Annotated in this window: 23 protein-coding genes; 10 read left to right on the top strand and 13 right to left on the bottom strand. The window is 64.0% G+C overall.

The features are described from left to right. Positions 1 to 4 precede the first annotated feature (4 nt). On the bottom strand, positions 5 to 856 hold the full coding sequence (locus QP803_RS02650; protein ID WP_284946128.1) for an alpha/beta hydrolase: 852 nt from the start codon (positions 854 to 856) through the stop codon (positions 5 to 7). 148 nt (positions 857 to 1004) lie between these two features. Between QP803_RS02650 and QP803_RS02645 the strand changes: the two genes are divergently transcribed. The 5 genes from QP803_RS02645 to QP803_RS02625 all read left to right on the top strand — a co-directional run bounded on the left by QP803_RS02645 (position 1005) and on the right by QP803_RS02625 (position 6090). Beyond that, positions 1005 to 2333 (top strand): NAD(P)/FAD-dependent oxidoreductase, encoded by a 1329-nt coding sequence (locus QP803_RS02645; protein ID WP_284946127.1) that lies wholly within the window; start codon positions 1005 to 1007, stop codon positions 2331 to 2333. Then, positions 2330 to 3097: a DUF1365 domain-containing protein gene (locus QP803_RS02640; protein ID WP_350356057.1), complete on the top strand. Its 768-nt coding sequence runs from the start codon at positions 2330 to 2332 to the stop codon at positions 3095 to 3097. Before QP803_RS02645 ends, QP803_RS02640 begins: the two co-directional genes overlap by 4 nt. A gap of 2 nt (positions 3098 to 3099) precedes the next feature. Continuing rightward, positions 3100 to 4317 (top strand): SAM-dependent methyltransferase, encoded by a 1218-nt coding sequence (locus QP803_RS02635; protein ID WP_284946126.1) that lies wholly within the window; start codon positions 3100 to 3102, stop codon positions 4315 to 4317. Next, complete coding sequence (locus QP803_RS02630; RefSeq protein WP_350356056.1) at positions 4283 to 5008, top strand: NAD(P)-dependent oxidoreductase; 726 nt, start codon at positions 4283 to 4285, stop codon at positions 5006 to 5008. The genes QP803_RS02635 and QP803_RS02630 overlap by 35 nt, the downstream gene beginning before the upstream one ends. A gap of 272 nt (positions 5009 to 5280) precedes the next feature. Beyond that, positions 5281 to 6090 carry a M48 family metallopeptidase gene (locus tag QP803_RS02625; RefSeq protein ID WP_284946124.1) on the top strand — a complete coding sequence of 270 codons (810 nt, stop codon included), beginning with the start codon at positions 5281 to 5283 and terminating at the stop codon, positions 6088 to 6090. 72 nt (positions 6091 to 6162) lie between these two features. On the opposite strand, the gene QP803_RS02620 is transcribed toward QP803_RS02625, so the two are convergent. From QP803_RS02620 to lgt, 6 genes are all read right to left on the bottom strand, one after another. Beyond that, positions 6163 to 6747 carry a histidine phosphatase family protein gene (locus QP803_RS02620; RefSeq protein WP_284946123.1) on the bottom strand — a complete coding sequence of 195 codons (585 nt, stop codon included), beginning with the start codon at positions 6745 to 6747 and terminating at the stop codon, positions 6163 to 6165. A gap of 10 nt (positions 6748 to 6757) precedes the next feature. After that, on the bottom strand, positions 6758 to 7690 hold the full coding sequence (locus QP803_RS02615; RefSeq protein WP_284946122.1) for a ribose-phosphate pyrophosphokinase: 933 nt from the start codon (positions 7688 to 7690) through the stop codon (positions 6758 to 6760). A gap of 106 nt (positions 7691 to 7796) precedes the next feature. Then, positions 7797 to 8705 carry a hypothetical protein gene (locus QP803_RS02610; RefSeq protein ID WP_284946121.1) on the bottom strand — a complete coding sequence of 303 codons (909 nt, stop codon included), beginning with the start codon at positions 8703 to 8705 and terminating at the stop codon, positions 7797 to 7799. Beyond that, positions 8702 to 9469 (bottom strand): peptidoglycan editing factor PgeF, encoded by a 768-nt coding sequence (pgeF, locus tag QP803_RS02605; RefSeq protein ID WP_284946120.1) that lies wholly within the window; start codon positions 9467 to 9469, stop codon positions 8702 to 8704. The genes QP803_RS02610 and pgeF overlap by 4 nt, the downstream gene beginning before the upstream one ends. Beyond that, positions 9466 to 10410, bottom strand: coding sequence for an SAM-dependent methyltransferase (locus QP803_RS02600; RefSeq protein WP_284947806.1), 945 nt, complete (start codon positions 10408 to 10410; stop codon positions 9466 to 9468). Before QP803_RS02600 ends, pgeF begins: the two co-directional genes overlap by 4 nt. A gap of 32 nt (positions 10411 to 10442) precedes the next feature. Further along, positions 10443 to 11264 carry a prolipoprotein diacylglyceryl transferase gene (gene lgt, locus QP803_RS02595; protein WP_284946119.1) on the bottom strand — a complete coding sequence of 274 codons (822 nt, stop codon included), beginning with the start codon at positions 11262 to 11264 and terminating at the stop codon, positions 10443 to 10445. 183 nt (positions 11265 to 11447) lie between these two features. Between lgt and QP803_RS02590 the strand changes: the two genes are divergently transcribed. The 4 genes from QP803_RS02590 (at position 11448) to QP803_RS02575 (ending at position 13871) form a co-directional block, all read left to right on the top strand. Further along, a complete protein-coding gene (locus QP803_RS02590) occupies positions 11448 to 11771 on the top strand; it encodes an accessory factor UbiK family protein (RefSeq protein WP_284946118.1) in 324 nt (107 codons plus the stop codon). A gap of 325 nt (positions 11772 to 12096) precedes the next feature. Then, positions 12097 to 12600 (top strand): type III secretion system chaperone family protein, encoded by a 504-nt coding sequence (locus tag QP803_RS02585; protein ID WP_284946117.1) that lies wholly within the window; start codon positions 12097 to 12099, stop codon positions 12598 to 12600. A 76-nt stretch (positions 12601 to 12676) separates the two neighbouring features. After that, on the top strand, positions 12677 to 13285 hold the full coding sequence (locus QP803_RS02580; RefSeq protein ID WP_284946116.1) for a TetR family transcriptional regulator: 609 nt from the start codon (positions 12677 to 12679) through the stop codon (positions 13283 to 13285). Between the two features lie 115 nt (positions 13286 to 13400). Continuing rightward, positions 13401 to 13871 (top strand): phasin family protein, encoded by a 471-nt coding sequence (locus tag QP803_RS02575; RefSeq protein ID WP_284946115.1) that lies wholly within the window; start codon positions 13401 to 13403, stop codon positions 13869 to 13871. 68 nt (positions 13872 to 13939) lie between these two features. Here QP803_RS02575 and QP803_RS02570 read toward each other — a convergent pair whose 3' ends face one another. Further along, on the bottom strand, positions 13940 to 14338 hold the full coding sequence (locus QP803_RS02570; protein WP_284947805.1) for a VOC family protein: 399 nt from the start codon (positions 14336 to 14338) through the stop codon (positions 13940 to 13942). Between the two features lie 90 nt (positions 14339 to 14428). Between QP803_RS02570 and QP803_RS02565 the strand changes: the two genes are divergently transcribed. Further along, positions 14429 to 15124, top strand: a complete 696-nt coding sequence (locus QP803_RS02565; protein ID WP_284946114.1) for a helix-turn-helix transcriptional regulator — start codon at positions 14429 to 14431, stop codon at positions 15122 to 15124. On the opposite strand, the gene QP803_RS02560 is transcribed toward QP803_RS02565, so the two are convergent. The 5 genes from QP803_RS02560 to QP803_RS02540 form a co-directional block, all read right to left on the bottom strand. Next, entirely contained in the window at positions 15121 to 17877 is a 2757-nt protein-coding gene (locus tag QP803_RS02560) for a bifunctional diguanylate cyclase/phosphodiesterase (protein ID WP_284946113.1), read from the bottom strand. The two genes, QP803_RS02565 and QP803_RS02560, sit on opposite strands and share 4 nt — an antisense overlap. A 77-nt stretch (positions 17878 to 17954) precedes the next feature. Then, on the bottom strand, positions 17955 to 19049 hold the full coding sequence (locus tag QP803_RS02555) for a fatty acid desaturase (RefSeq protein ID WP_284946112.1): 1095 nt from the start codon (positions 19047 to 19049) through the stop codon (positions 17955 to 17957). A 132-nt stretch (positions 19050 to 19181) separates the two neighbouring features. Beyond that, on the bottom strand, positions 19182 to 19904 hold the full coding sequence (locus tag QP803_RS02550) for an ABC transporter ATP-binding protein (protein WP_284946111.1): 723 nt from the start codon (positions 19902 to 19904) through the stop codon (positions 19182 to 19184). Next, positions 19901 to 21706, bottom strand: coding sequence for a branched-chain amino acid ABC transporter ATP-binding protein/permease (locus QP803_RS02545; protein ID WP_284946110.1), 1806 nt, complete (start codon positions 21704 to 21706; stop codon positions 19901 to 19903). Before QP803_RS02545 ends, QP803_RS02550 begins: the two co-directional genes overlap by 4 nt. Beyond that, positions 21706 to 22605: a branched-chain amino acid ABC transporter permease gene (locus QP803_RS02540; protein WP_284946109.1), complete on the bottom strand. Its 900-nt coding sequence runs from the start codon at positions 22603 to 22605 to the stop codon at positions 21706 to 21708. Before QP803_RS02540 ends, QP803_RS02545 begins: the two co-directional genes overlap by 1 nt. Between the last annotated feature and the right edge of the window lie 11 nt (positions 22606 to 22616).

The raw sequence follows: 22616 nt of genomic DNA, 5'->3' as shown, positions 1-22616 counted from the left end.
GAGGTTACGCCGCCCGTGATGGGACGGATGCATGGGCCGCGATGAAGCGGGCACTGTCCATCAAGGTCGGCGCAAGGAAGCGGAAGGGCACGCCGATGGCACCCACAATCTCCTTGTGATCGATTCCCGGATAGATCCGGCTCTCGACCTGGCCGCCACTGGCCGCGACGCGAGCGGCCAGGCGCGTGGTGTTGCGGGGCAGCACCGTTGTGTCCGCATCCCCGGCCAGAAGCAGCATCGGCGGGTTGCGGCCATCGACATGGTTGATCGGCTGGGTGTCCGGCGGCGTTGGCGGCTGGCCGAAGATGATCTTCAATTCGGGGTCTACCAAAGGTAGAAAATCATAGGGACCGGCAAGACCCAGCATGGCGGCGGGGCGGGGCGCCGCGGCACGCGCGAGATAGGTGGGATCGAGCGCGAGCATGGCGGCATTATAGGCGCCCGCCGAATGACCCATCAACACTAAGCGCGTGCCACCTCCGAAACGGCCGGCATTGGCACCGGCCCAGGCAAAGGCCGCCGCGCAATCGTCGAGAAAGTCGGGAAACCGCACCTCGGGATAGACCCGATAATCTGGAATGATCGTCACAAAGCCGCTGGCAGCGAGGGCGCCACCGACGAAGCGATAGTCGGCCTTGGAGCCGCTGTTCCAACTGCCGCCATAGAAAAACACGACGACGGGCGCGGCCTTCGGGCCATTGGCCGGCACATAGACATCGAGGGTCCGACGCGGACCATTCCCGTATGGAAGATCGCGGGCGGTCAGCCGATCTGGCGCCAGCCCATTGAGAACCCCGAGCGGCGAGCAGGCCGAGGCCAGTACACCGATGGCACCGAGGCCGGTGAGCGGGAGCAAGCGACGACGAACGTTTAATTTCTCATGGCCCATTCTTCAAAAATGGCACGCCCCTACGAAATGACGAGGTACAAAGGCGCATCGCTGGCGTTTGCATCCGAGACCGGCGAAACGCCGTAACGCTCAAGCATACTTCCCGAGGGTCTCGATGGACGTGGTCTCACCCCAACTCGACGTCGCGGTGATCGGTTCAGGGATCGCAGGCCTCTCCTGTGCCTGGCTGCTGAGCCAGCGGCATCGCGTGACGATCTATGAGGCCGAGGAGCGCCTGGGCGGCCATACCAATACGATCGGCACCCTCACGAGCGAGGGCATGCTCGGGATCGATACGGGCTTCATTGTCTTTAATGAAAAGACCTATCCCAATCTGACAGCGCTCTTTGCCCATCTGGGGGTCGAGACTCAAGCCTCCGAAATGTCATTTGCCGTGTCGCGGGATGCCGGCCGCTTCGAATACGCCGGCACCGATCTGGGCGGCCTCTTCGCGCAAAGGCGCAACCTCGTCCGCCCGCGCTTCTGGGCCATGATGCGCGACCTGCTGCGCTTCTATCGCCAAGCCCCGCGCGATATCGCGATGATGGAGGCGGAGGGTCTCAGTCTCGGCACCTATCTCGACCGGAATCGATATGGTGCCGCCTTCCAGCAAGACCACCTGCTGCCCATGGCCTCCGCGATCTGGTCGACGCCCACGGTGTCGATCCGCGATTACCCGGCAGCCGCCTTCATCACGTTCTGCACCAATCACGGCCTGCTCCAGATCACCGACCGGCCCATCTGGCGCGTCGTGACGGGTGGCTCCCGGCGCTATATTGATCGGCTCATGGCGCCGGTGTCCGGCCCGGTCCATCTCGGCAGGCGGATCAGCGCGGTTCGGCGCGATGCGGGATCGGTATTGGTGGCCGATGCCCTGGGTGATGTCCGCCGCCACGATCACGTGGTGATCGCGACCCATGCGCCCCAGGCCCTCGCCATGCTGGATGACGCGGATGCCGAGGAGATGCGATTGCTCGGCGCCTTCGGCAGCACACGGAACCTCGCCGTGCTCCATACGGATGAGAGCCTCATGCCGCGCCGCCGCCGCGCCTGGTCGAGCTGGAATTTCATCGAGGACGCTGCCGCCCCGCCCTTCCTCACTTATTGGATGAACCGGCTGCAATCGCTTCCTGGCGAGACCCAATATTTCGTGACACTGAACCCGCCGCGCGCGCCACGACCCGGCACGCTGCTGCATACCGAACAGTATAGCCACCCCTTGTTCGATCATGCCGCGGTGGCCGCGCAGCGCAGCCTGTGGTCGATCCAGGGCCAGCGGCGGACCTGGTTCTGCGGCGCCTGGTTCGGCGCGGGCTTTCATGAGGACGGTCTGCAATCCGGCCTGGCGGTGGCCGAGGCCCTCGGCGACGTCCGTCGGCCCTGGCGCGTCGCGGACGAATCCGGCCGCATCCATCTGCCTGCGCCGGCCTTCGCGGCCGCATGATGAGCCTGTCGGCGCTCTACCCCGGCGTGGTCATCCATCAGCGGTTTCGGCCGGTGCGCCATCGCCTGCGCACGCGTATCTTCTCCCTCCTTCTCGACCTCGACGAGCTGCCTGCCTTGTCCCGCCGCCTGCGGCTGTTCTCAGTCGATCGCTTCAACGTGTTCAGCTTTCGCCAGGCCGATCATGGCGGCGGCACCGGAACCGGCTTGCGGGACTGGGTGGTGGCGCAATGCGCCTCCGCTGGCATCGCGAGCGATGGGCCCATCCGCCTGCTCGCCATGCCCAGAGTCTTCGGCCACGCCTTCAACCCCTTGAGCGTCTTCTTCTGCCATCGGGCGGACGGTGCCCTGGTTGCGACGCTGTACGAGGTGCGCAACACCTTCGGCCAGCGCCACAGCTACCTCATCGCCGCGACAGATGACGGCACGCCGATCCGCCAGTCCTGCCGGAAGGTGTTCTACGTGTCCCCCTTCATGCCGATGGAGATGGAGTATCGCTTTCGCGTCCTGCCGCCCGGCGCGCGCGTCGGCGTGGTCATCGACGGGATCGGGACCGATGGCCCCTTGATCACGGCGAGCCTGACCGGCCGCCGCGTGGAGTTGACTGACGGCGCCTTGCTCCGCGCCTTCTGGAGCGCGCCGATGCTGGGAGTGAAAGTCGTGACCGGCATCCACTGGGAAGCCCTGAAGCTCTGGCGCAAGAAGGTCGGCTTCCATAGCCGGCCCGCACCACCCGCCACCCCCCTCACGATCGTCACAGGGTGATCATGTCCAGTGTAATCGCCGCCGCCCCGCCGATCTTCGCACCCGCCTCCCTCTTGGGGCGGATGCTGCTGACGAAGCTGCTGCGCAGTATGGCGCTCGGCCATCTCATCGTCAGGTTGCCCTCCGGCCATGAGGTGGAGGGCACCGGCCTCGCGCCCGGCCCCGAGGCCACGCTCATCTTGCGCAACTGGAAGCCGCTTTGGCAGATCCTGGTGGGCGGCGATGTCGGCTTCGCGGAATCCTTCATGGATGGAGACTGGACCAGCCCGGACCTGCCGGCGCTGATCGAACTCGCCGCCCGCAACCAGACGGCCTTCGGGGACGCCATCACCGGCTCCCCCCTCATGCGGGTGCTGCATCGCCTCCGGCACGGTCGCAATGCCAATACCAAGCGGGGCAGCCGGCACAACATCGTCTCCCACTACGACCTCGGCAACGACTTCTATGCCGATTGGCTGGATGTCGGGATGTCCTATTCCTCGGCGATCTATGCGTCCGAGGGACAAAGTCTGGAGGTGGCGCAGACCGCCAAGCAGGACCGCATCATCGCACAACTCGACCTCAGCGGGGGTGAAAGCGTGCTGGAGATCGGCTGCGGCTGGGGCGGCCTGGCGGAGCGGCTGATCCAGCAGGGCTGCGCCGTAACCGGCCTGACCCTGTCGCCCGCACAGCTTTCTTATGCTGAAGCGCGGCTCTCAGCCGCCGTCGCGAACGGGCGCGCGGATCTGCGCTTGCAGGACTATCGGGATGTCGAGGGGCAGTATGACCGCATCGTCTCGATCGAAATGCTGGAGGCCGTGGGGCGCGACTATTGGCCGCTCTATTTCCGGCGGTTGCGGGAGTGTCTGAAGCCCGGCGGAACAGCCATTCTGCAGGTCATTTCCATCGCGGAGGAGAAATTCGACGCTTATCTGAGCACGCCGGATTTCATCCAGCTCTATATCTTTCCCGGCGGCATGCTGCCCACGATCACGATCATGCGAGAGCAGATCGCCCAGGCTGGACTGGTTTTGGAGGGGTTCGAGCCCTTCGGCCTCAGCTATGCCCGCACGCTTGCCGAGTGGCGTCACCGCTTCCATGCCGCGTGGCCGAAGCTGCGCCTGGCCGGTTTGGACGAGATGTTCGGCCGCAAGTGGGACTACTATCTTGCTTATTGCGAGGCAGGCTTCCGGGCCAGCGCCATTGATGTCGGGCTTTACCGGATCCGTCTGGCCGGGTAAGCGCGCGGGCGTCGCCTCGACAGGAAAGCCAGACAACCGGATGGTCCATCAATTGACGTTCCTCGTGCTCGGCGCGACAGGCGGGACGGGAAAGCACTTCGTCTCTCAGGCTCTCGCAGACGGTCACAGGGTTAAGGCGTTGGTCAGGACACCAGAGAAGCTTCCCCAAGGCGCCAGTAACCTTGAGGTGTGGCACGGTTCGATCACCGACATGATCGACACCGACGCATTGGTCGCGGGGGTCGATTTCATCGTTTCTATGCTGGGGGACGTGAAGCTTCAGAAAGACGCCAAGATCAACACGGCCTTCGTGAAGAAGCTGGTCCCATCGATGCGGCGGCACGGCGTGAAGCGCTTCCTGTATCAGGCCGGAGGCTTGAGCCAACCGTATCAAGGGCATCTTTCGCCCATCCTTTGGACGATCCGGCACACGCTCGCGCGCGGCTATGCCGGCCAGCACGAAGACAATGAAGCCGTGATGGCCTACTTGGCGACGGAAGCCCCCGACATCGAGTGGATGGTTCACCGCGCCGGCATCGGATCGGACGGACCCTCCAAAGGCGTTCTGGAGCGGTCGAAGACCAAGTTCAGCGTGGCGACTCATGGGGACTGCGCGGCCTACAACTATCGCACGATCATGGACGCAGCGGCCGTGCACACGGCCGACCTCAGTCATTACGTCAAAAAATAGAGGCCCGCGATCATCACGTCGCCGGGGCCGTTTCGCCAGAGGCCTTGAAGGCTGCCTTATATTTACATTCGTTGATGCAACAAAATTCTTCCCGATTTGGGCATCAACGGCCAATTCGTTGCATAGTAAAAATATTGCACAAGCCGCGCAAATTATGAGTGCGCAGGCGCAACATGCGCTTTTGGACAGATTGTCAAATGATGCCCCATAGCAATGCCGGCAGATTTGGTGCAGCGTCATCGCCAAGATTAAGTGTGTGATAGGGCAAATAAATGGCGAAGAAACTCCCGCAAAACCTGCGGTACCCGCGTGAAAACTTCTACGGGACGCTGCTTTCCATTTTTGGCGTCATCTTGTGGGTCGCCCTGGTCGCAGTCATGGTGAATGTATTTTATAGCAATCCAAGAATCTTCTTCCTTTATTGCCTTTACGTCGTGGCCTTCGCTCTCTTTGCGTTTCTTTCGGCGCTGTTTTTTAGAGCCTATATTTATGGACACTATGTTCTAATCGGGCCGACGCAGTTCCCGCATTTGCACGAGGCCGTGGTTGATGGCGCAGCACGCCTTGGCCTTACGCCTGTGCCCGTCACATTCGTCTACAACTCCAATGGTCTCCTCAACGCGTTTGCCCGGCGGCTGTTTGGCAAGCGGTTCGTGTTCCTCACGTCAGCGCTGATCGAGGTTGAAACCGATGCGCAAATCAGGTTCGTCATTGGTCATGAGCTGGGCCATCACGCCGCAGGCCACCTCAATCCCTATAAAAATCTGATGCGTCTGCCGGGCCACTTCGTGCCCTTTCTGGGCCGTGCTTATTCGCGGCGGCGGGAACTCACCTGCGACAGGGTCGGGGCTTACCTGTCTGAGGACCTGCAGGCCTGCCGGTCCGCGCTCAACATGCTTGCCTGCGGCTGCCAGCGTCTGAATGCGTCGTTGAATTGTGACGCCTTCGAAGCGCAGGAGCGTTTGGTTCCCGGATTCACGGGCTGGCTGACTTTGATCTTCTCGAGATATCCCCGCACGACACGACGCGTGATCGAGATATCGAAGTTCTTTGCCCAGCGGCCCCCTCTTCGCGGGGCGTAATATCCATCAAGCTGTGCGCGCGAAAGGGTCAAGCCTGTCGCGCGCGCAGCCCTTTCTTATGCCGTGCGTGCCTTAAACCTTCGCGGGGCCGGCCGAATCGACCGGCAGCAGCGTCCACACGTCGCCAGGGGCTGCGGGCGGCTGGCAATAGATCGGCACCGCATTCGGCGTCCGCACATTCGGCTCCAACCCCATCGCCGAGCGGATGGCGCGGAACAGGGCGCCATGGGCCACGATCAGCACCGGCGCGGGCTTGGCGATGGCGCGGTTGACGGCCTCCGCCGCCCGCGTGCGCAGATCGGCGAAGACCTCGGCGCCCTTGGGCGTATAGGTGCCAGCGATCCAGTCATCGTACCAATCGCCCATGGGCAGGCCTTCCTGCTCCCCGAACTTTACCTCGCGCAGGCGATCATCGGTCTGCACCGGCACGCCGGTCACCTCGGACACCGCCTGCGCGGTGTCGAGCGCGCGGGACAGCGTGGAGGAGACGATGGTCGAAAGCTTATGGCCTTCCATCAGGGCGGCGGCCGACTTGGCCTGCGCGCGGCCCACGGCGTTCAGCGGAATGTCGATATCGCCCTGGGACAGGTTCTGCGCATTCCAATCCGTTTCGCCATGGCGAATGAACCAGAAACCGGTGGGCGTCAGCAGATTCATCCGTAAACCCTTAATCGAAGAGCGAGCTGACCGAACTCTCGTCGGAGATGCGGCGCATCGCCTCCGCCAACAGCGGTGCAATGGTGACCTGGCGCACGTTGCTCGCGAGCCTGACCGCCTCGGTCGCCAGAATGGAATCGGTGATCGTCATCATCTCAATCGGAGAGGACGCGATGCGCGCCACGGCACCGCCGGACAGCACGCCATGCGTCGTATAGACACTGGCGGAGCGGGCGCCCCCCTGGATGAGGGCGGCGGCGGCATTGCACAGCGTGCCGCCTGAATCGACGATATCATCGACCAGAATGCAGTCCCGCCCGGCGACATCGCCGATGATGTTCATGACCTCGGAGACGCCGGCCCGCTCGCGGCGCTTGTCGATGATGGCCAGATCGACATCGAGGCGCTTGGCAAGCGCACGGGCGCGCAGCACGCCGCCGACATCGGGGGAGACGATCATCAAGTCGCGGCCGGCATAGCGTTCCCGCACGTCGCGCGTGAACAGCGGCGCGGCATAGAGGTTATCCACAGGAATATCGAAGAACCCCTGAATCTGCGCCGCATGCAGATCCATGGTCAGGACACGGTTGGCCCCGGCTTCGGTGATGAGATTGGCCACCAGCTTGGCGCTGATCGGCGTGCGGGGGCCGGATTTCCGGTCCTGCCGGGCATAGCCGAAATAGGGGATCACCGCCGTCACGCGCCGCGCTGAGCTACGGCGGAGGGCATCGAGCGTGATCAGCAGCTCCATCAGGTTGTCGTTGGCGGGATAGGAGGTGGACTGCACGACGAAGACGTCCTCGCCACGGACATTTTCGTGAATCTCGACGAAGACCTCCATATCCGCAAAGCGCCGAACCGACGCTTTCATCAGCGGCAGGCTGAGCGCGGCGGCCACTGCTTCCGCGAGCGCGCGGTTGCTGTTGCAGGCGACTATCTTCATGCGGCGGGTTCCGGAAGAAGCGCGGGTGTCGCTTCACGCGCGCGGCTTCTACCAACCGGACCGCCGCCTGTCCACGCAAAGACCGACCCGCAGTCAATGCATGAATTCATGACGTTTTGGCGGCCGGGCTCGGGTGCGGGGCAGCGCGCTTGCCGATATTGTTGTCGATCACTTCCTTCACGCCCGGCGCCGCCGCGCTGACGGCGACGACCGCGACATCCCCCCAATAGGTGTCGAGCGACCCTTTGGGAAAATCATGCGGCTGCGTGACCTTGCCGACTTCCTTGCCGTCCGCCGTCTGCACCGTCCACATGATGTCGATGTGCTGGGTATTGGCATCGACCGTCGAGAGCCTGGAGGCGCCTCGCACGAGGTAATCCGCCGTGTCCCGCTGATCCACCAGAACCACGCCGAGGCCCGGCAAATCCTTCCGCATCTCTTTCGCGAGCGACTGGTCCCCATCGCCCGGCGCGCCTTTCATGCCGAAGAACTCCACCCGCGGCGGCCGGTTATAGAGGCTGTGAGGGTCGTTTTCCTTGAGGGCGGCATCGATGTCGGACAGAAGAGACGCAAGCCGGGGGCCGACCGCCGTCGCCGCCTCGCCCAAGGTCGCGGCATCGCCATTGGCCCAGGCGCTGCTGGGTAGCGGCGTCCCGGTAATATGGCCCTGCACATGGCCGCGCGGATCGACGATGGAATAGGTCGGCGTCACGAGGTCGCCCGTCAGGCTGGCCGTGGCCGCCAGCACCCAATCGCCACGATCCGGCTTCTGCGCGAAGGCGGGAATGGTTTGAGCGACCAGAGAATTCGTCAGATCGGTTGCGAAGACGCTGGCCGACGCATCGTCCAGCAATGCCCGATGCGGCACCGGCACCACGATCCGCTGCGGCGGCGGATGCGCCAGAATCATCCCCATGCGGCCGGGATACCCCATCATCGGCTCGGGGAAATCTCCGCAAGCGGCCGGCAAAAGGGCGAGCCCCAGAAGAAGGAAGCGAAAGGGGCGTTTCATCATCGGCATAGGATCCCCGAAATTTGGTGGCCGATCGGGCCGCCCCCGGCCAAGGTCCGGCGACGGTGGCTGAAGAAGCGGTCGGGCTCGGCCGCCGTGTCCCCAGCGGTGACGGAGACAGTGGCGACGCCCGCCGCTGTCAGGCGCCAGGCGCAATAGCCGGCGAGGTCGAACATCCAGCGGTCCGGGCGACCAGGCGCGAAGAAGCTGTCATGCGCAGGGTCTTCCGCCAGCACCGCGTCCCGCATGTCGGACGCCACTTCATAGGACAGCTGGCGGATACAGGGGCCGACGACCGCGACCATGCGACCGGGCCGGGCACCCAGCGCGACCATGGCGGTGACCGTCGCTTCCAGCACACCGCCGACCGCGCCGCGCCACCCGGCATGGGCGGCGCCGACGACCCGCGCCTCGGCATCGGCGAACAGGATCGGCCCGCAATCGGCAGTGACGATGCCCAGGGCTATGCCCGGCACCGCCGTGACCATGGCATCGGCGCGCGGGCCTTCGCCGGGGAGCCAAGGCGTGGTGACGGTCGCGACGGCGTCGCCATGGACCTGATGCAAACCCACCAGCCGGTCCGGCGCAGCACCCAGCGTCCGGGCGACACGAGCGCGATTTTCCAGCACGCTCGCCGGATCGTCCTGGCCCGACAGGCTGCAATTGAGGCTGGCATAGGGGCCGGTGGAGACCCCACCCTCCCGCGTGAAGAAGCCATGCGGCACCAGAAGCGCGGGATCCGTGAGGCTCGGGACAGGGACGGTCATGCGGCAAACCCCGGCAGGCTGGGAAAGGACGGCGGCGTGATCGCCATCGCCTTGAATAGCGCGCCCATGGCCAAGGGTTCCACAAGACGGCGCGCCCCCGCCATCAAGCCGGCGGCGTCTTCGGCCGAGCGCCCAAGGCCAAGACGCTCGGCGCGCTGAAAAATGCCCAGCCGCTGCAGGAAGACGCCTTGCGAGATCGGCCCCTGCACGCCAGCGCCGGCCGATGCCGCCGCGCGGCCGACCGCGCCGAAATCGACCAGGGCGGTAAGATCGGCCTGGCCCGCCGCCTGCAAAGGGTCCGCCGGACGCGCGGACCTGATCGCCTGCAAGCTGTCGCCAGGGTTTTCGGCCGAACCGTAATCGAGGATCAGCGCCACGCCGGGTTCGGCCACCAGACGCGCCGCGAGGTCGGCGGCGAAGCGGTCGGAGGTCTCGTTAACCTCCAGGATCCCCTCCCCGTCCAGGTGAGGCGGGGCGTCACAGGGCAGTTCGACGAAGGCGCCATCGGCCACGAAACGCTCGGACCAGGCCTCGCCCTCATGTCGGAATTGCCGGATCGGCAGGGCATCGAGGAATTCATTGGCGATCAGGATCATCGGCCCGGCCGGGACGGTCGAGAGATCGTCATGCCATTGCGCAGCGGGCAGGCGGCGCGCCTGCTCCCCCCTCAACCTCGGCGAGGTTTCAATAAAATGAAGGGCCGAGGCCGCGTGAAACTCGGCCGCGACCCGCGCCGTCAATCGGCGGGCGTCGGCCATCAGGGTCCCGCGACCGGGCCCGACTTCCGCGAGGATGACGGGGTTGGGGCGGCCCAGCATCTCCCACACCACCGCCGCCCAAGCGCCGATAATCTCCCCAAAGATCTGGCTGATCTCGGGCGCTGTGGTGAAATCTGCGAAGGGGTCGCGGTCAGCGTAATAGGCGGCATTGGCGCGCGCCATGAAATGGTCCAGCCGCTCAGGCTCTGAAGGCACTAAGCCGTCACCACCGGCAGAGGCCGCGTCCGGCGGGCATAGATGACGAAGGCGAGCCCAGCTACGATCATCGGCAAGGACAGAATCTGGCCCATGGTCAGGCCGGACCAGAGGAAGCCGAGAAAGGCGTCCGGCTGGCGGAAGCACTCGCCGATGATCCGGGCGATGCCATAGCCGATCAGGAAGCAGCCCGTCAGCAAACCGGGCCTGGCGCGAAGGCCGGCCGATCGCGCCAGCAGCAGCATGACCACCAGCAAGACGAGCCCTTCCAAGAAGGCCTGATAGAGTTCGCTCGGGAAGCGCGGCTGCATATCGACGCGCGGATAGATCATGGCGAAGGGCCAACCCGGCGGGGACGGCCGGCCCCACAGCTCGCCATTGATGAAATTGGCGATGCGCCCGAAGCCGAGGCCGATCGGCGCCACGATGGCGATGCGGTCGGCGAAGGCCAGGATATTGATTCCGTTGCGGTGGCAGAACCAGATGATGGCGAAGGCCACACCGAGCATGCCGCCATGGAAGCTCATGCCGCCCTCCCAAACCGCGATGATGCTCATCGGATGCTGGAGGAAATTGCCCGGCTGGTAGAACAGCACGTAGCCGATTCGACCACCGAGCACGACGCCGAGCGTCGCCCAGGACAGGAAGTCATCGACGAGCTGCGGCGTGCCGACGGCCGGGCTCCAGCGGGACACGCGCCGCATCAGCCGCCAGCCCAGCACCAGGCCGGCGATATAGGCGATGGCATACCAATGGATCGCGAAGGGGCCGATTTTGATCAAAATCGGATTGAAGTCCGGGAAGATCAGTGGGTTGGTCATCTTGCCCCATTCAATCGCGCGTGCGCGGCCAGGCCGGAACGGCAGTCCAGACGACGCATCATACCGTCATCTGTCCCCGTGCGGCGCAACTCTGCTAGTGTCATGCCCAAGGTCGGCGATGACCGGTTCATCGCGGCGGCTTATACGCAAGCATCCGCCAAGGCGGAAGGCAGGAGGACGGAAATGAAGGAGCGCGGTCGCTTCATGGACGATCTGGCGGGGGTGGCCCAAGGCGCCTTCTCTGCCTTTTCGGGCCTTAAGGACGAGGCCGAGGCCGTGTTCACCGCCCGGGTCGAGGCGGTGATCCAAAAGCTCGACCTCGCGCGGGGCGAACAGCTCGCGGCGGTGCAGGAGTTGGCGGCCAATGCCCGCGCCGGGCAGGAAGCGGCGGAGGCCACTGTCGCCGCCCTGACCAAGCGCGTCGAGGCACTGGAGGCGAAGCTGGCACCTGCGGAGCCCATCGCGATGCCGTCGCCCAGTGAGCCAGAGGGCTTGCTGCCGCCGTAGGGTGGAAAAGCGAAGCGCATTCCACCAGCTTGGCCGACAGCTCAGGCGGATAACGCTGCGCTCATCCGCCCTACGGGTACGTGCCTCTCATAGGGCGGAAAAGCGAAGCGCCTTCCACCTTCCTCACCCGAGAGTTTCGTCAACGCATCCGTGCAACCCCCTGACTCGGAAGGTTTGCTTGCGAATGTCTGCGGCACTCCCCTAGTGTTCAATCGGAGGCGGCGATTCGCGACGCCGGGATGAACGACCAGAGCGTTCATGATCCGGCAGCGGCAACGGGTTCGCTGTCTATCCGGCCTTCCTCCCAGCACCGAGGAGACCTTCGATGTCTGCTACCGTTATTGCCGCTGAACCCAATGTCGCGAACCCGCTCGATGTGATCGAGCAGATCATATCATCCAACGAATGGGCCTTCGAACGCCGCAACGATGCGGAAATGGCCGCCGAGGCCCCCGGCCAATGGTCCGATTACGGCCTCTATTTCAATTGGTCGCAGGAAATCTCGGCCATGCACTTCACCTGCGCCTTCGACATGAAGGTGCCCGAGAAGCGCCGCGCTGATTTTTACGAGCTACTGGCCCTCGCCAATACCCACCTGTGGATCGGCCATTTTGGCATGGACGCGGATGACGGCATGCCGGTCTTCCGGCACGCGGTCTTGTTGCGTGGCGCGCGCGGCGCCTCCTCCGAAAGCCTCGAGGATATGGTGGATATCGCCATCACAGAATGCGAGCGCTTCTTTCCGGCGTTCCAGTTCGTCCTTTGGGGTGGCAAAACCCCCGCAGAAGCCTTGACGGCCGCAATGCTGGAATGTGCCGGCGAGGCCTGAGCGTCGCGTCATGCTCGGCCATCGCCGGGCATGACGCCGTTTCTGCAATCCCATGACCTCGCATAAAGATATCTTTATGAATGATCTCGAATTCGACGCGGCTCTGGTGACCGCCGTTCTGACCAAAGCGGGGGAGCGCGGTTGGCGAGAGGTCAGCATCGTAACCGCCGCACGCGATGCGGGGCTCGATCTCGCCCGCGCCCGGATCCGTTTCCCCACGCGCCTGATGGTCCTGACGCGCTTCGGCGCGATCGCGGATCAGGCGGCACTCAGCGCGGCAGCCGGCACCGGGCCAGTCAAGGATCGGCTGTTCGACATGGTCATGCAGCGCTTCGATGTACTGCAGGCGCATCGCGCCGGCGTGCTCGCGGTGCTGGATGCCGCCGCAATGGATCCAGCCCTCGGCCTGATGCTCGGGACACTGTCATCGCGCAGCATGGGCTGGATGTTGGATGCCGCCGGCGTCTCAGCCGCCGGCCTGCGCGGCCAGCTTCGCGTCAATGGCCTTCTGGCGGTTTGGCTGTGGGGCATCCGCGCCTGGCGTGAGGATGAGAGCACCGACCTCTCTGGCACCATGACCGCCGTCGACACGGCTCTCGATCGTGCTGGGCAGGCCGCGCGCTGGATCGGTGACGATCGCCCCGCGCCGATCGACGAGGAGCTGCCCATCGATCCCGCGATTTGAACTCCGGTGATCTGACCGGCCACACCTTTTGCCACGCCTGGCCATGCCCATGTTCTGTAGCGAAATGCGCACGAGGCGCTTTCCTCAGAAAAGTTGAACTCTCAGGAGGGTTATGATGTCAGATGTGTCCAAGGACGCGGCAGCCCATATGTTTGGCGATGCCATGAAAACCGCCAGCGACATGACCACGAAGTATTTCGCGTCCTTCAAGCCGCCGGCGCTGCCGGAAATGTCGGCGTTGATGGAAATGCAGAAGCGCAACCTCTCCGCCCTCGCGGCCGCCAACAAGCTTGTCTTCGAAGGCGCGCAAGCCATCGCGCAGCGTCAGGTCGAGCTGATGCGGCGCCAGGTTTCCGATGTGTCCGAGGCCGTGAAGACGCTGAACAGCTCGGTCGATGCCAAGGACCGCACCGCCAAGCAGGCCGAGCTGATCAAGCTTGCTTATGCGAAGAGCGTGGCCGACCTCAAGGAAGTCGAGGACCTGATGCGCAAGTCGAGCGCCGAGGCGCTGGAACTGGTGCATCGCCGCTTCGTGGAAGCGATGGACGAGGTCAAGACGGTGGTGGTGAAGCCCATCGGCGAGTGATGGCCTAAGCCGGCGGGAAGGCTAGAGGAGGGTGCGAACGGTGATCGCATCCCCCCTGCCTGACCAGACTACCGCGACCTAAAACGCGCCCTCGCCTCCTCAGTGACGGGCATATACAGCGATACCGCCGTCCCCTCCGGGTCCCGGAATTGGAACGTCCTATTGCCCCACGGCATCGTCTTTAATGCGTGCACGAGCGGGACCTTATCCTTCAGACGTTCATACTCTGCCTCGATGTCCGCGACCTGAAACTCGATAGAGGCTGTCCGATTGGCGCCAGGCTCGGCGCTCCCCTCTTTCCAGAGCGCAACGGTTTCAACGGCGCCGATCGCGAGCGTGGCGCCTGGCGTGACGATCTCGGCAAAGACAGGCGCGAGCCAATCGGCCGAAAGCCCGGTCACCATTTCATAGAATGAGACCATGGCCGTGATGTCGGCCGCGATGAGGCGTATGGACGCGAACTTCATGGCCAATCCTATGATTCAGCGGCAAAATCGCTTTTGGCCCGTCTTGTTGCATAGGTCTGCTGACAGCATCATGTCAGCAGGAGTTCGCTCATGCGTCCCACAGACCGCTTATTTCAGATCATTCAAATTCTGCGTCGGTCGTCCCACCCCAAGACGGCGGCGGCCTTGGCCGGGGAACTCGGCGTATCGACGCGCACAATCTATCGCGACATCGCAGATCTGATCGGTCAAAGGGTTCCGATCGAAGGGGAAGCGGGCTTCGGGTATCTGCTCGCTTCGGACTATGACATGCCGCCGCTAATGCTCACGCCGAACGAAATTGAGGCCGCGGTGCTTGGGGCCCAATGGGTCGCGAGCCGTTCCGACACGGTTCTTGCCCATGCGGCCCGCGATCTGATGGCGAAGATCGCCGCCGTCATCCCCGCGCATCTCCGCCCGTTCATCGCCGAGCCCAGCGTGGGCACGAGGCCGGCGATCGGGGGACCAGGGGACACCATCGACACGTCTATCTTCCGAACCGCGATCCGTGACAGTCGGAAACTGCGGCTTCGCTACCGGTCCGACACAGGGCAGGACAGCGAGCGCATCGTGTGGCCGGCAATGCTCGGTTATGCCGAAACGCACTGCCTCCTCATCGCATGGTGCGAGCTGCGGCACGACTTCCGCCACTTCCGCCTTGACCGGATCATCGAGGCTGAAAGTCTGGAAGACAGCAATGGCTTGCGCAAAGGGGAGTTACGTCGCCGCTATCGTCTGTGGCGCGAGACGAATGCCGGTATTTCCTAATGCGCGATCTGATCGATTGCAGTGCGGTCCGCGTCGATGACACGACGGGCTTGCTCCGCCGGAGCCGGGCGCCCCGTGAGGAAACCTTGAACATAGGGGCAGCGTAACCGAACGAGTGCGGCTAGCTGCGCCTCGGTCTCCACACCTTCCGCGATCACAGTCAGGCTGAGGGCAGCGCTTAGTTCCAGGAGGGCCGTCACAATGGCCAGAACTTCCGGTTTCTCGACCATGTCCTGCACGAAGACTTTGTCGATCTTGATGACCTGGAATGGGAATCTCTGAAGATAGGCGAGTCCGGCATACCCCGTTCCAAAATCGTCGAGGCTGAAACGCACACCGAGCGCGCGCAGGCCGGACATGATGCCAAGCACCGTGCTGCTATCGTCCAGCAAGAGTCCCTCGGTCACTTCCAAGACCAGCCGGCTGGGCAGAAGGCCTGTCCGGCGCAGGATGTCCGTCAATTCGTCGGTCAAGGATCCATGGCTGAATTGCGCCGGTGACAGGTTGATGGCGATGCGCAGATGCGGCGGCCAGGTCGCGGCCTCCGCGCAGGCAGTTTCCAGCACCCAAAGGCCGATGGAGGTGATGACGCCCGAATGCTCGGCCAGGGCGATAAACTCCCCTGGCGGAATGGTACCCCGACTGGGATGCCGCCACCGCAACAGCGCCTCAAACCCGCCCAGACGGAGCGTCGCGACATCGCGAATCGGTTGATACTCAATCTCGAATTGGGCGCGATCCAGCGCCAGGCGCAATTCCTGCTCCAGTTCGAACAAGGCCTGCTGGCGGGCATCCATGTCCTGATCGAACAAGCAGGCGATGCCACGTCCCTCCGCCTTCGCGCGGTAGAGTGCCACGTCCGCATGGCGCAGCAACGTGTCGGCGTTCTTGGCATGCGAGGGATAAAGCGCGAGGCCGATCGATACACCGACGCGACACTGTCCACCCTCGATATCGAAGGGCTGGCTGATCGTCTGTAAAAGGCGATCGGCAAACCTCAAGGATGCATCAGCATGATCGGCCATCGGCTGGATGATGGCGAATTCATCTCCGCCCATGCGCGCGACGGTATCGATGCCACGCACAGCCGCACGCAGCCGATCCGCCACCTGGGCCAAAAGTTGATCACCGACGCTATGACCACGACTGTCGTTCACAAGCTTGAAGCGATCCAGGTCGAGATACAGAACTGCGAGGCCACGGCCGGTCCGGTCCGCGAGATCGATGGCATCCTCCAGACGTTCCTGAAACACAACGCGATTCACCAACTTCGTGAGTTGATCATGATGAGCGATATAGCTGATGCGCTCCTGCGACGCCTGTCGCTCGGTGATGTCTGTATAGGTCCGCACCATGCCACCGTCTGGCAAAGGCACACTCTGCACTTCCAGAATACGGCCATCCGGGCGCTGTCTTTGGTACGTCAGTCGCTCGCTGAGGTCGATTTCCAAGGCCTCGCCGCGCCAGGGGCTTTCGAGGAACTCTCCCTGCGCTTTTTGATAGGCGATGATATCATCGAAAGGATAGCCGGCCGACATCATCTCCCCCGGCAGGCCGAGCAGTTGGATGGCTTGTGTATTGCTGACAACGACATTGCGATCGGCATCGACCATGACGATGCCCTGGCTCATCGTCTCAAGCGTCGTCTTCAGCGCCGACGATGTCTTGGCGAGATGCGTCTGACTGTCCTGAAGGGCGCGGGCCTGCTCCTCCATCCTCCGTCGGGCTGTGATGAGGGAAAGATTTTGTTCGGCGAGGGAAGATTCCGAACTCTCTAGCCTCTGCAATTGCAGAAGAAGCGCACGCAGCATGACGCCGATACCGAGGACGGCGCTGAAGGTACCAAGCGCCACCAGCGTCGTAGCGCGCCGCCAATGCGACAACACCTTTTCCTGTAACACGCTGACATCCACAACCAGCGGGTAATCGGTCAATGGATGGACCGAAATGAGGCGCATTCCGGGGTTGAAGAACCCGGGCACGTTCAAAATCCCGGACGTGTTCTGGGCCACCAGATGATACCATGACGTATGAGGCAGCTTGGCGCCGATTCGCGCCGCGATCGGAAAGCTGGCGAGCCCCGTGCCGTCCCGCTTCAGGAGGGTGACCGCGGTATCGGCTCCGCTGGCCAGCGCCGCGTAAAATTTTTGGAAATAGTTCAGATCTATTGCGCATAGCACCAGGCCCAGGAAAATGCCGCCGGGTCCATCGACACGCCGCACCACATAGACGGTCCAATTGCCATCGCCGCGACTGCGAACCGGCTGGCTCACGAATGGATTGGGATCATCATGGGCGCGGAAGTATGCGTAGTAATCCCGATCCGAAAGATCGGTGGCGGGGATCGGCCAACGGCGGGAGAAATTCACCAAACGGCCGTCAGCGCCGATGATGGTGAAGGCATTGGCCTGAGGCAAAGCCTGTTCCGACCGATGGAGCGCTTCCTCTAAGGCCGCATTCTGCAGTTGCGCGGAAAACTGCGCGGGCGTCGCGATCCCCTGACGCTGGATGCGCTGTTGCAGGTCCTGCAAAATCAGGTCGACCGCTTGGACGGATCGCGCCGTCTGCTCGGCGATCGCGATCCCCAGCCTGGAGACGTTGTCGCGCGCATCCGTCAATGCCACGACGCGGAGATCCCACATCGTGAGTGTCACGGCGCCCACCATCGTCAACAAGAGGGCAAAGCCCGCCCCAACGAGGCGCTTGCTCGCCAGGGAAAGACCAGACCAGAGTCGCCCTGCCGAAACTCTCATCAACCCGCCCGAACCGCCGAAGCCGAGAGTGGAGCATTTCAGCCCGTCAGGTCAAAGCCTCCCCGAAACGATCGCTTTCAGGCGGCGGCGGTCGCCCGGCGCAGTTCGCGGAATGAGATCAGGCGGCGGCGCTTTTCGTCCCATAGCACCAGGCTGACGCATCTCAGGCTTTGGAGGAGGGTCAACCGGCTTTGCCCACGCAAATCGGGATGGTCGCGCAGCACTTCCTGCAAGCGGTAGGAGGGGATCTTGCTGGAGAGGTGATGGACGTGATGCACGCCGATATTGGCGGTGAACCACCGCAGCACGAGCGGCAGATCGTAATGCGAGCTACCCTGGAGCGCCGCATCCTGCACGTTCCAGGTGTCGTCCCCGGTCCAAAGCGTGTCTTCGAACTGGTGCTGGACATAGAACAGCCAGACGCCGATCGCGGCGGCCCCGAGCACGACCGGCGCATGGATCAGCAGGAAGGGCCAGAAGCCGACCGCCCAGATCATCAAACCAGCGGAGACGGTGATGGCAAGGTTCGTCGCCATGGTGCTGAACCAAGGCTTCCAGCCCTTGCGCATGAACCCGAAGGGCAGACGGCTTTGCAGAACGAAGAGATAGAAAGGCCCGACGCCGAACATCACCGCCGGATGGCGGTACATGCGGTAGCGCAGACGCCCCCAGCGGGACTGGGCAAGATATTCGGCGACGGTCAGGGTGCTGACGTCCCCGATGCCGCGATGATCGAGATTGCCCGCATTGGCATGGTGAATGGCGTGGCTCGCGCGCCAGTAATCATAGGGCGTCAGCGTCAGGACGCTGATGACGCGCCCGACCCAGCGGTTGCTGACGCGGTTGGGGAAAAACGAATCGTGGCCGCAATCATGCTGGATCATGAACAGCCGGACGAGCAGACCGGCCATGGGCAGCAGAAGCAGGCCGTAGAGCCAGAAATAGTGAAAATGGATCGCCAGGCACATCACGGCCCAACCGGCCACGAAGGGAATGGCGGTGACCGCCAATTCCCGCAGGCCGCTGAAGGTGCGCGGCTGGCGATAGGGGCCCAGTTTCTTCGCCCAGCCGCCCGTTCCGGATTTTGGCTTGCGCGCGACGGCGGGCGCCGGCTCTGGTTCAGACGGTTCAAGGCCAGGCAATTCGAGGCTGGGCAATTCGAGGCCAGACATATAGCGAGGCTCCTTTACCCGTGTCCCGGATCGTATGGATCGCGCGGCGTCCGGCGGCCGGGGTCAGGGAGGCGCCCTTATGCGCCGGAACGTGGCCGGAGTTAAGCACCATCGATAAGCACGCCGCGCAGATCAGGCGGCGGCGCCGCCGAGATAGGCCGCCTGAACGCGCGGGTCGCGCGCCAGTTCTGCCGCCGGGCCATGGACGAGGATGGCGCCGCTTTCCAGCACATAAGCGCGATCCGCGATGCGCAGCGTCTGGCGGGCATTCTGCTCGACCAGCAGCACCGCCATTCCTTCGTCCCGCAGCCGGCGGATGATGTTAAAGATCAGGCGCACGATCAGCGGCGCGAGACCCATTGACGGCTCGTCCAGCACCAGCAGGCGCGGCTGCAGCATCAGGGCGCGGGCGATGGCGACCATCTGCTGCTCCCCGCCCGACAGCGTGCCCGCAAGCTGCGACCGACGCTCGGCGACACGCGGAAACAGCGCATACATCGCCTCCATCCGGCGGCTGATCTCGGCCGGCTGGTCGCGGATCAGATAGCCGCCGAGGCGCAGATTCTCCTCGACAGACAGTGGGCTAAACAGGCGCCGCCGTTCGGGCACGTGGGCGAGGCCGCGCGCCGTGATGCGATGGGCGGCGACGCCGACCAGGCTTTCGCCCGCCAGCGTCACATGGCCGCCGCGAATCGGTTCCAGGCCGGAAAGCGCGCGCAGCGTGGTGGTTTTGCCGGCGCCGTTGCTGCCGAGCAAAGCGACAATCTCCCCTGGCGCGACGGTGAGGTCGATGCCGTGCAGCACCTCAACCTTGCCATAGCCGACGCGCAAGCCTTCGACGGTGAGGAGGCTCATGCCAGGCTGCCCACGAGCGCCTCTTCCTCGTCTTCCTCGGTGCCGAGATAGGCCTCGATGACGCGGGGATTGGACTGCACGGCGGCGGGCGCGCCCTCGGCGATGATCTGGCCGCGATCCATGACGATGACGCGGTCGGACACGCCCATGACCAGGAGCATGTCATGCTCGATCAGCAGCACGGTGGTACCGAGGTCGCGGATACGGCGGATCAGGCCCATCAGGGACTGCTTTTCGGTCGGGTTCATGCCGGCCGCTGGCTCATCCAGCAGCAGCAGGCGCGGCTGCCCGGCCAGGGCGCGGGCGATTTCCAGCCGCCGCTGGTCGCCATAAGGCAGGTCCCCGGCGCGGAGGCCGACCTGCGCGCCGAGGCCCACGAAGTCGAGCCAGTTGCGGCAGGCGGCGTAATGCAGCCCCTCTTCCCGATGAGCGCCAGGGAAGGCGAGCATTTCGGAGAAAAGCGGCACGCGGAAGCGGTGGTCCATGCCGACCAGTGCATTCTCGAACACCGTCATATCGTCGAACAGCCGAATGCCCTGAAAGGTGCGCGCCAGGCCGAGGGCGACGACGCGATGCGGCGCGAGGCCCACCAGCGATTTGCCGGCCCAGAGGATGGCGCCCGAACTTGGCGGCAGCACGCCAGTGAGGCAGTTGAAGACCGTGGTCTTGCCGGCGCCATTGGGGCCGATGATGCTGAGGATCTCGCCCTTGCGGACGGTGAAGCTGACATCGCTGACGGCGCGCAGCCCGCCGAAGACGCGGCTGATGGACTTGACCTCCAGCAAGGTCGTCGGTTCGCCGAGCGTCGCTTCTGCCACCTGGGCCGAAGGATCCGCCGCAGGCACCGCATGGGCGGCATCAGCCGAGGGCGAGGCGATATGGCGCAGGCGCGCGGGCCAAAGCCCCTGCGGTCGCACCAGCATGAGGATGATCAGGGCTATGGCAAACACGAATTCGCGCCACAGATGAAGGAAACGCAGCGCCTCGGGCAGGCCCGCGACGATCATGGCGCCGAGAATGACGCCGGGCAGGCTGCCACGGCCGCCGAGCACGACGATGATCAGGATGGTGACCGACTGGGCATAGGTGAAGGAGGTGGGATCGATGGCGCCGAACCGCGCCGCGAACAGACTGCCGCCGAGGCCGCCGATCACCGCGCCCATGACATAGGCGAGCATCTTGACCCGGAGCGTGGGCACGCCGACCGCTTCGGCGGCCGACTCATCCTCCCGCAGGCTGGTCCAGGCGCGGCCGAGCCGGGAGCGGCCGAGGCGAATGACGAAGATCAGAACGACAATAAAGAAGGCGATGCCGAGTTCGTAGACAGCCTTCGGGGCGGTGATGTCATGGCCCAGAACATCGGCCGGATCGATGCCATAGATGCCATTGGGGCCGCCGGTGATGTCGAGGTTGGTCGCGATGATACGCACGATCTCCCCAAAGCCCAGCGTGACGATGGCGAGGTAGTCGCTGCGCAGCCGAAGCGTGGGATAGCCGATGATGATGCCGGAGATGCCGGCGAAGAGCATGCTGAAGGGAATCGTTTCCCAAAAGTTCAGATGCAGCAGCGTTTCCATCAGCGCCGTCGTATAGGCGCCGATGGCGAAGAAGGCGGCGTAACCGAGATCGAGAAGTCCCGCGTAGCCGACGACGATATTGAGGCCGAGGGCGAGGATCGCATAGGTCAGGATCGTGAGCGCGACGTCAATTTCGTAATTGTCGGTCACCAGCGGCAGCGCGGCGGCAGCGATCAGTGCCAGCACGGCGAAGACGGCGGGCGGCGCGCGGAGGGAGGCCGCCACTACATCCTCTCCACGACGCGCTCACCGAACAGGCCCGTCGGTTTGATGACGAGCACACCGATGAGAACCGCGAAGACGATCACATCCGTCCAGCGGGAGGAGATATAGCCGGCGCTGAACGCCTCCAACAGACCGATCAACAAGCCGCCCGCCATAGCGCCGGGAATATTGCCGATGCCGCCGAGCACGGCGGCGGTGAAGGCTTTCAAGCCGACGAGGAAACCCATGAAGAAGCTGATCTGGGTATAATACAGCCCCTCCATCACCCCCGCGACGGCGGCGAGCGCCGAGCCCACGAAAAAGGTAATCTGGATGATGCGCTCGACATCGATGCCCATCAGTCGGGCCGCATCGCGGTCGACCGCAAGGGCGCGCATTGCGGTGCCGATGAAGGTGTGATGCACGAAGAGATACAGCGCCGCCATCAACGCGAGGCTGACGGCGATAATGCCGATCTGCACGTAACTGATCTGAGCGCCGCCGAGAACGAAGCCCGCCGTGCTGACGAGATGGGGATAGGTGCTGAAGCCAGGGCCATAGATCAGCAGCACGCCATTCTCCAGCGCGAGCGACACGCCGAGGGCGGTGATCAGGATCGACAGGCGTGGCGCATTCAACAGCGGCTGATAGGCGAAGCGCTCGATGATGACGCCGATGCCGCCGGTGAGCGCCATCGCCAGGATCACCGCAAGCAGCAAGGCAATGCCCCAGGGCATATGCGTCGCGGCCAAGGTGGTCAGCACCGTCCATCCCAGGAAGGCGCCGACCATGAAGATGTCGCCATGGGCGAAGTTGATCAGGCGGACGATGCCGTAGACCATGGTGTAGCCGAGGGCGACGAGGGCGTAGAAGGACCCCGTCGTCAGGCCCGCGACCACAAGTTGCAGAAACTCCGTCATGCGGCGGCGAG

Source organism: Acidisoma sp. PAMC 29798, from assembly GCF_030252425.1.
Taxonomy (GTDB): Bacteria; Pseudomonadota; Alphaproteobacteria; order Acetobacterales; family Acetobacteraceae; genus Acidisoma; species Acidisoma cladoniae.
Note: the sequence above shows the minus strand (reverse complement) of the source record. Positions and strands in the feature narration are given on the sequence as shown.

What these genes read in the sequence shown, in the direction of transcription:
- lgt (WP_284946119.1), bottom strand. Translation starts at nt 11,264, where the DNA reads ATGACCAACCCACTGATCTTCCCGGACTTCAATCCGATTTTGATCAAA.
- QP803_RS02640 (WP_350356057.1), top strand. Translation starts at nt 2,330, where the DNA reads ATGATGAGCCTGTCGGCGCTCTACCCCGGCGTGGTCATCCATCAGCGG.
- QP803_RS02600 (WP_284947806.1), bottom strand. Translation starts at nt 10,410, where the DNA reads ATGGCGCGCGCCAATGCCGCCTATTACGCTGACCGCGACCCCTTCGCA.
- QP803_RS02565 (WP_284946114.1), top strand. Translation starts at nt 14,429, where the DNA reads ATGCGTCCCACAGACCGCTTATTTCAGATCATTCAAATTCTGCGTCGG.
- QP803_RS02550 (WP_284946111.1), bottom strand. Translation starts at nt 19,904, where the DNA reads ATGAGCCTCCTCACCGTCGAAGGCTTGCGCGTCGGCTATGGCAAGGTT.
- pgeF (WP_284946120.1), bottom strand. Translation starts at nt 9,469, where the DNA reads ATGACCGTCCCTGTCCCGAGCCTCACGGATCCCGCGCTTCTGGTGCCG.
- QP803_RS02540 (WP_284946109.1), bottom strand. Translation starts at nt 22,605, where the DNA reads ATGACGGAGTTTCTGCAACTTGTGGTCGCGGGCCTGACGACGGGGTCC.
- QP803_RS02570 (WP_284947805.1), bottom strand. Translation starts at nt 14,338, where the DNA reads ATGAAGTTCGCGTCCATACGCCTCATCGCGGCCGACATCACGGCCATG.
- QP803_RS02585 (WP_284946117.1), top strand. Translation starts at nt 12,097, where the DNA reads ATGTCTGCTACCGTTATTGCCGCTGAACCCAATGTCGCGAACCCGCTC.
- QP803_RS02615 (WP_284946122.1), bottom strand. Translation starts at nt 7,690, where the DNA reads ATGAAGATAGTCGCCTGCAACAGCAACCGCGCGCTCGCGGAAGCAGTG.
- QP803_RS02575 (WP_284946115.1), top strand. Translation starts at nt 13,401, where the DNA reads ATGTCAGATGTGTCCAAGGACGCGGCAGCCCATATGTTTGGCGATGCC.
- QP803_RS02555 (WP_284946112.1), bottom strand. Translation starts at nt 19,049, where the DNA reads ATGTCTGGCCTCGAATTGCCCAGCCTCGAATTGCCTGGCCTTGAACCG.
- QP803_RS02560 (WP_284946113.1), bottom strand. Translation starts at nt 17,877, where the DNA reads ATGAGAGTTTCGGCAGGGCGACTCTGGTCTGGTCTTTCCCTGGCGAGC.
- QP803_RS02630 (WP_350356056.1), top strand. Translation starts at nt 4,283, where the DNA reads ATGTCGGGCTTTACCGGATCCGTCTGGCCGGGTAAGCGCGCGGGCGTC.
- QP803_RS02610 (WP_284946121.1), bottom strand. Translation starts at nt 8,705, where the DNA reads ATGATGAAACGCCCCTTTCGCTTCCTTCTTCTGGGGCTCGCCCTTTTG.
- QP803_RS02625 (WP_284946124.1), top strand. Translation starts at nt 5,281, where the DNA reads ATGGCGAAGAAACTCCCGCAAAACCTGCGGTACCCGCGTGAAAACTTC.
- QP803_RS02590 (WP_284946118.1), top strand. Translation starts at nt 11,448, where the DNA reads ATGAAGGAGCGCGGTCGCTTCATGGACGATCTGGCGGGGGTGGCCCAA.
- QP803_RS02645 (WP_284946127.1), top strand. Translation starts at nt 1,005, where the DNA reads ATGGACGTGGTCTCACCCCAACTCGACGTCGCGGTGATCGGTTCAGGG.
- QP803_RS02580 (WP_284946116.1), top strand. Translation starts at nt 12,677, where the DNA reads ATGAATGATCTCGAATTCGACGCGGCTCTGGTGACCGCCGTTCTGACC.
- QP803_RS02620 (WP_284946123.1), bottom strand. Translation starts at nt 6,747, where the DNA reads ATGAATCTGCTGACGCCCACCGGTTTCTGGTTCATTCGCCATGGCGAA.
- QP803_RS02635 (WP_284946126.1), top strand. Translation starts at nt 3,100, where the DNA reads ATGTCCAGTGTAATCGCCGCCGCCCCGCCGATCTTCGCACCCGCCTCC.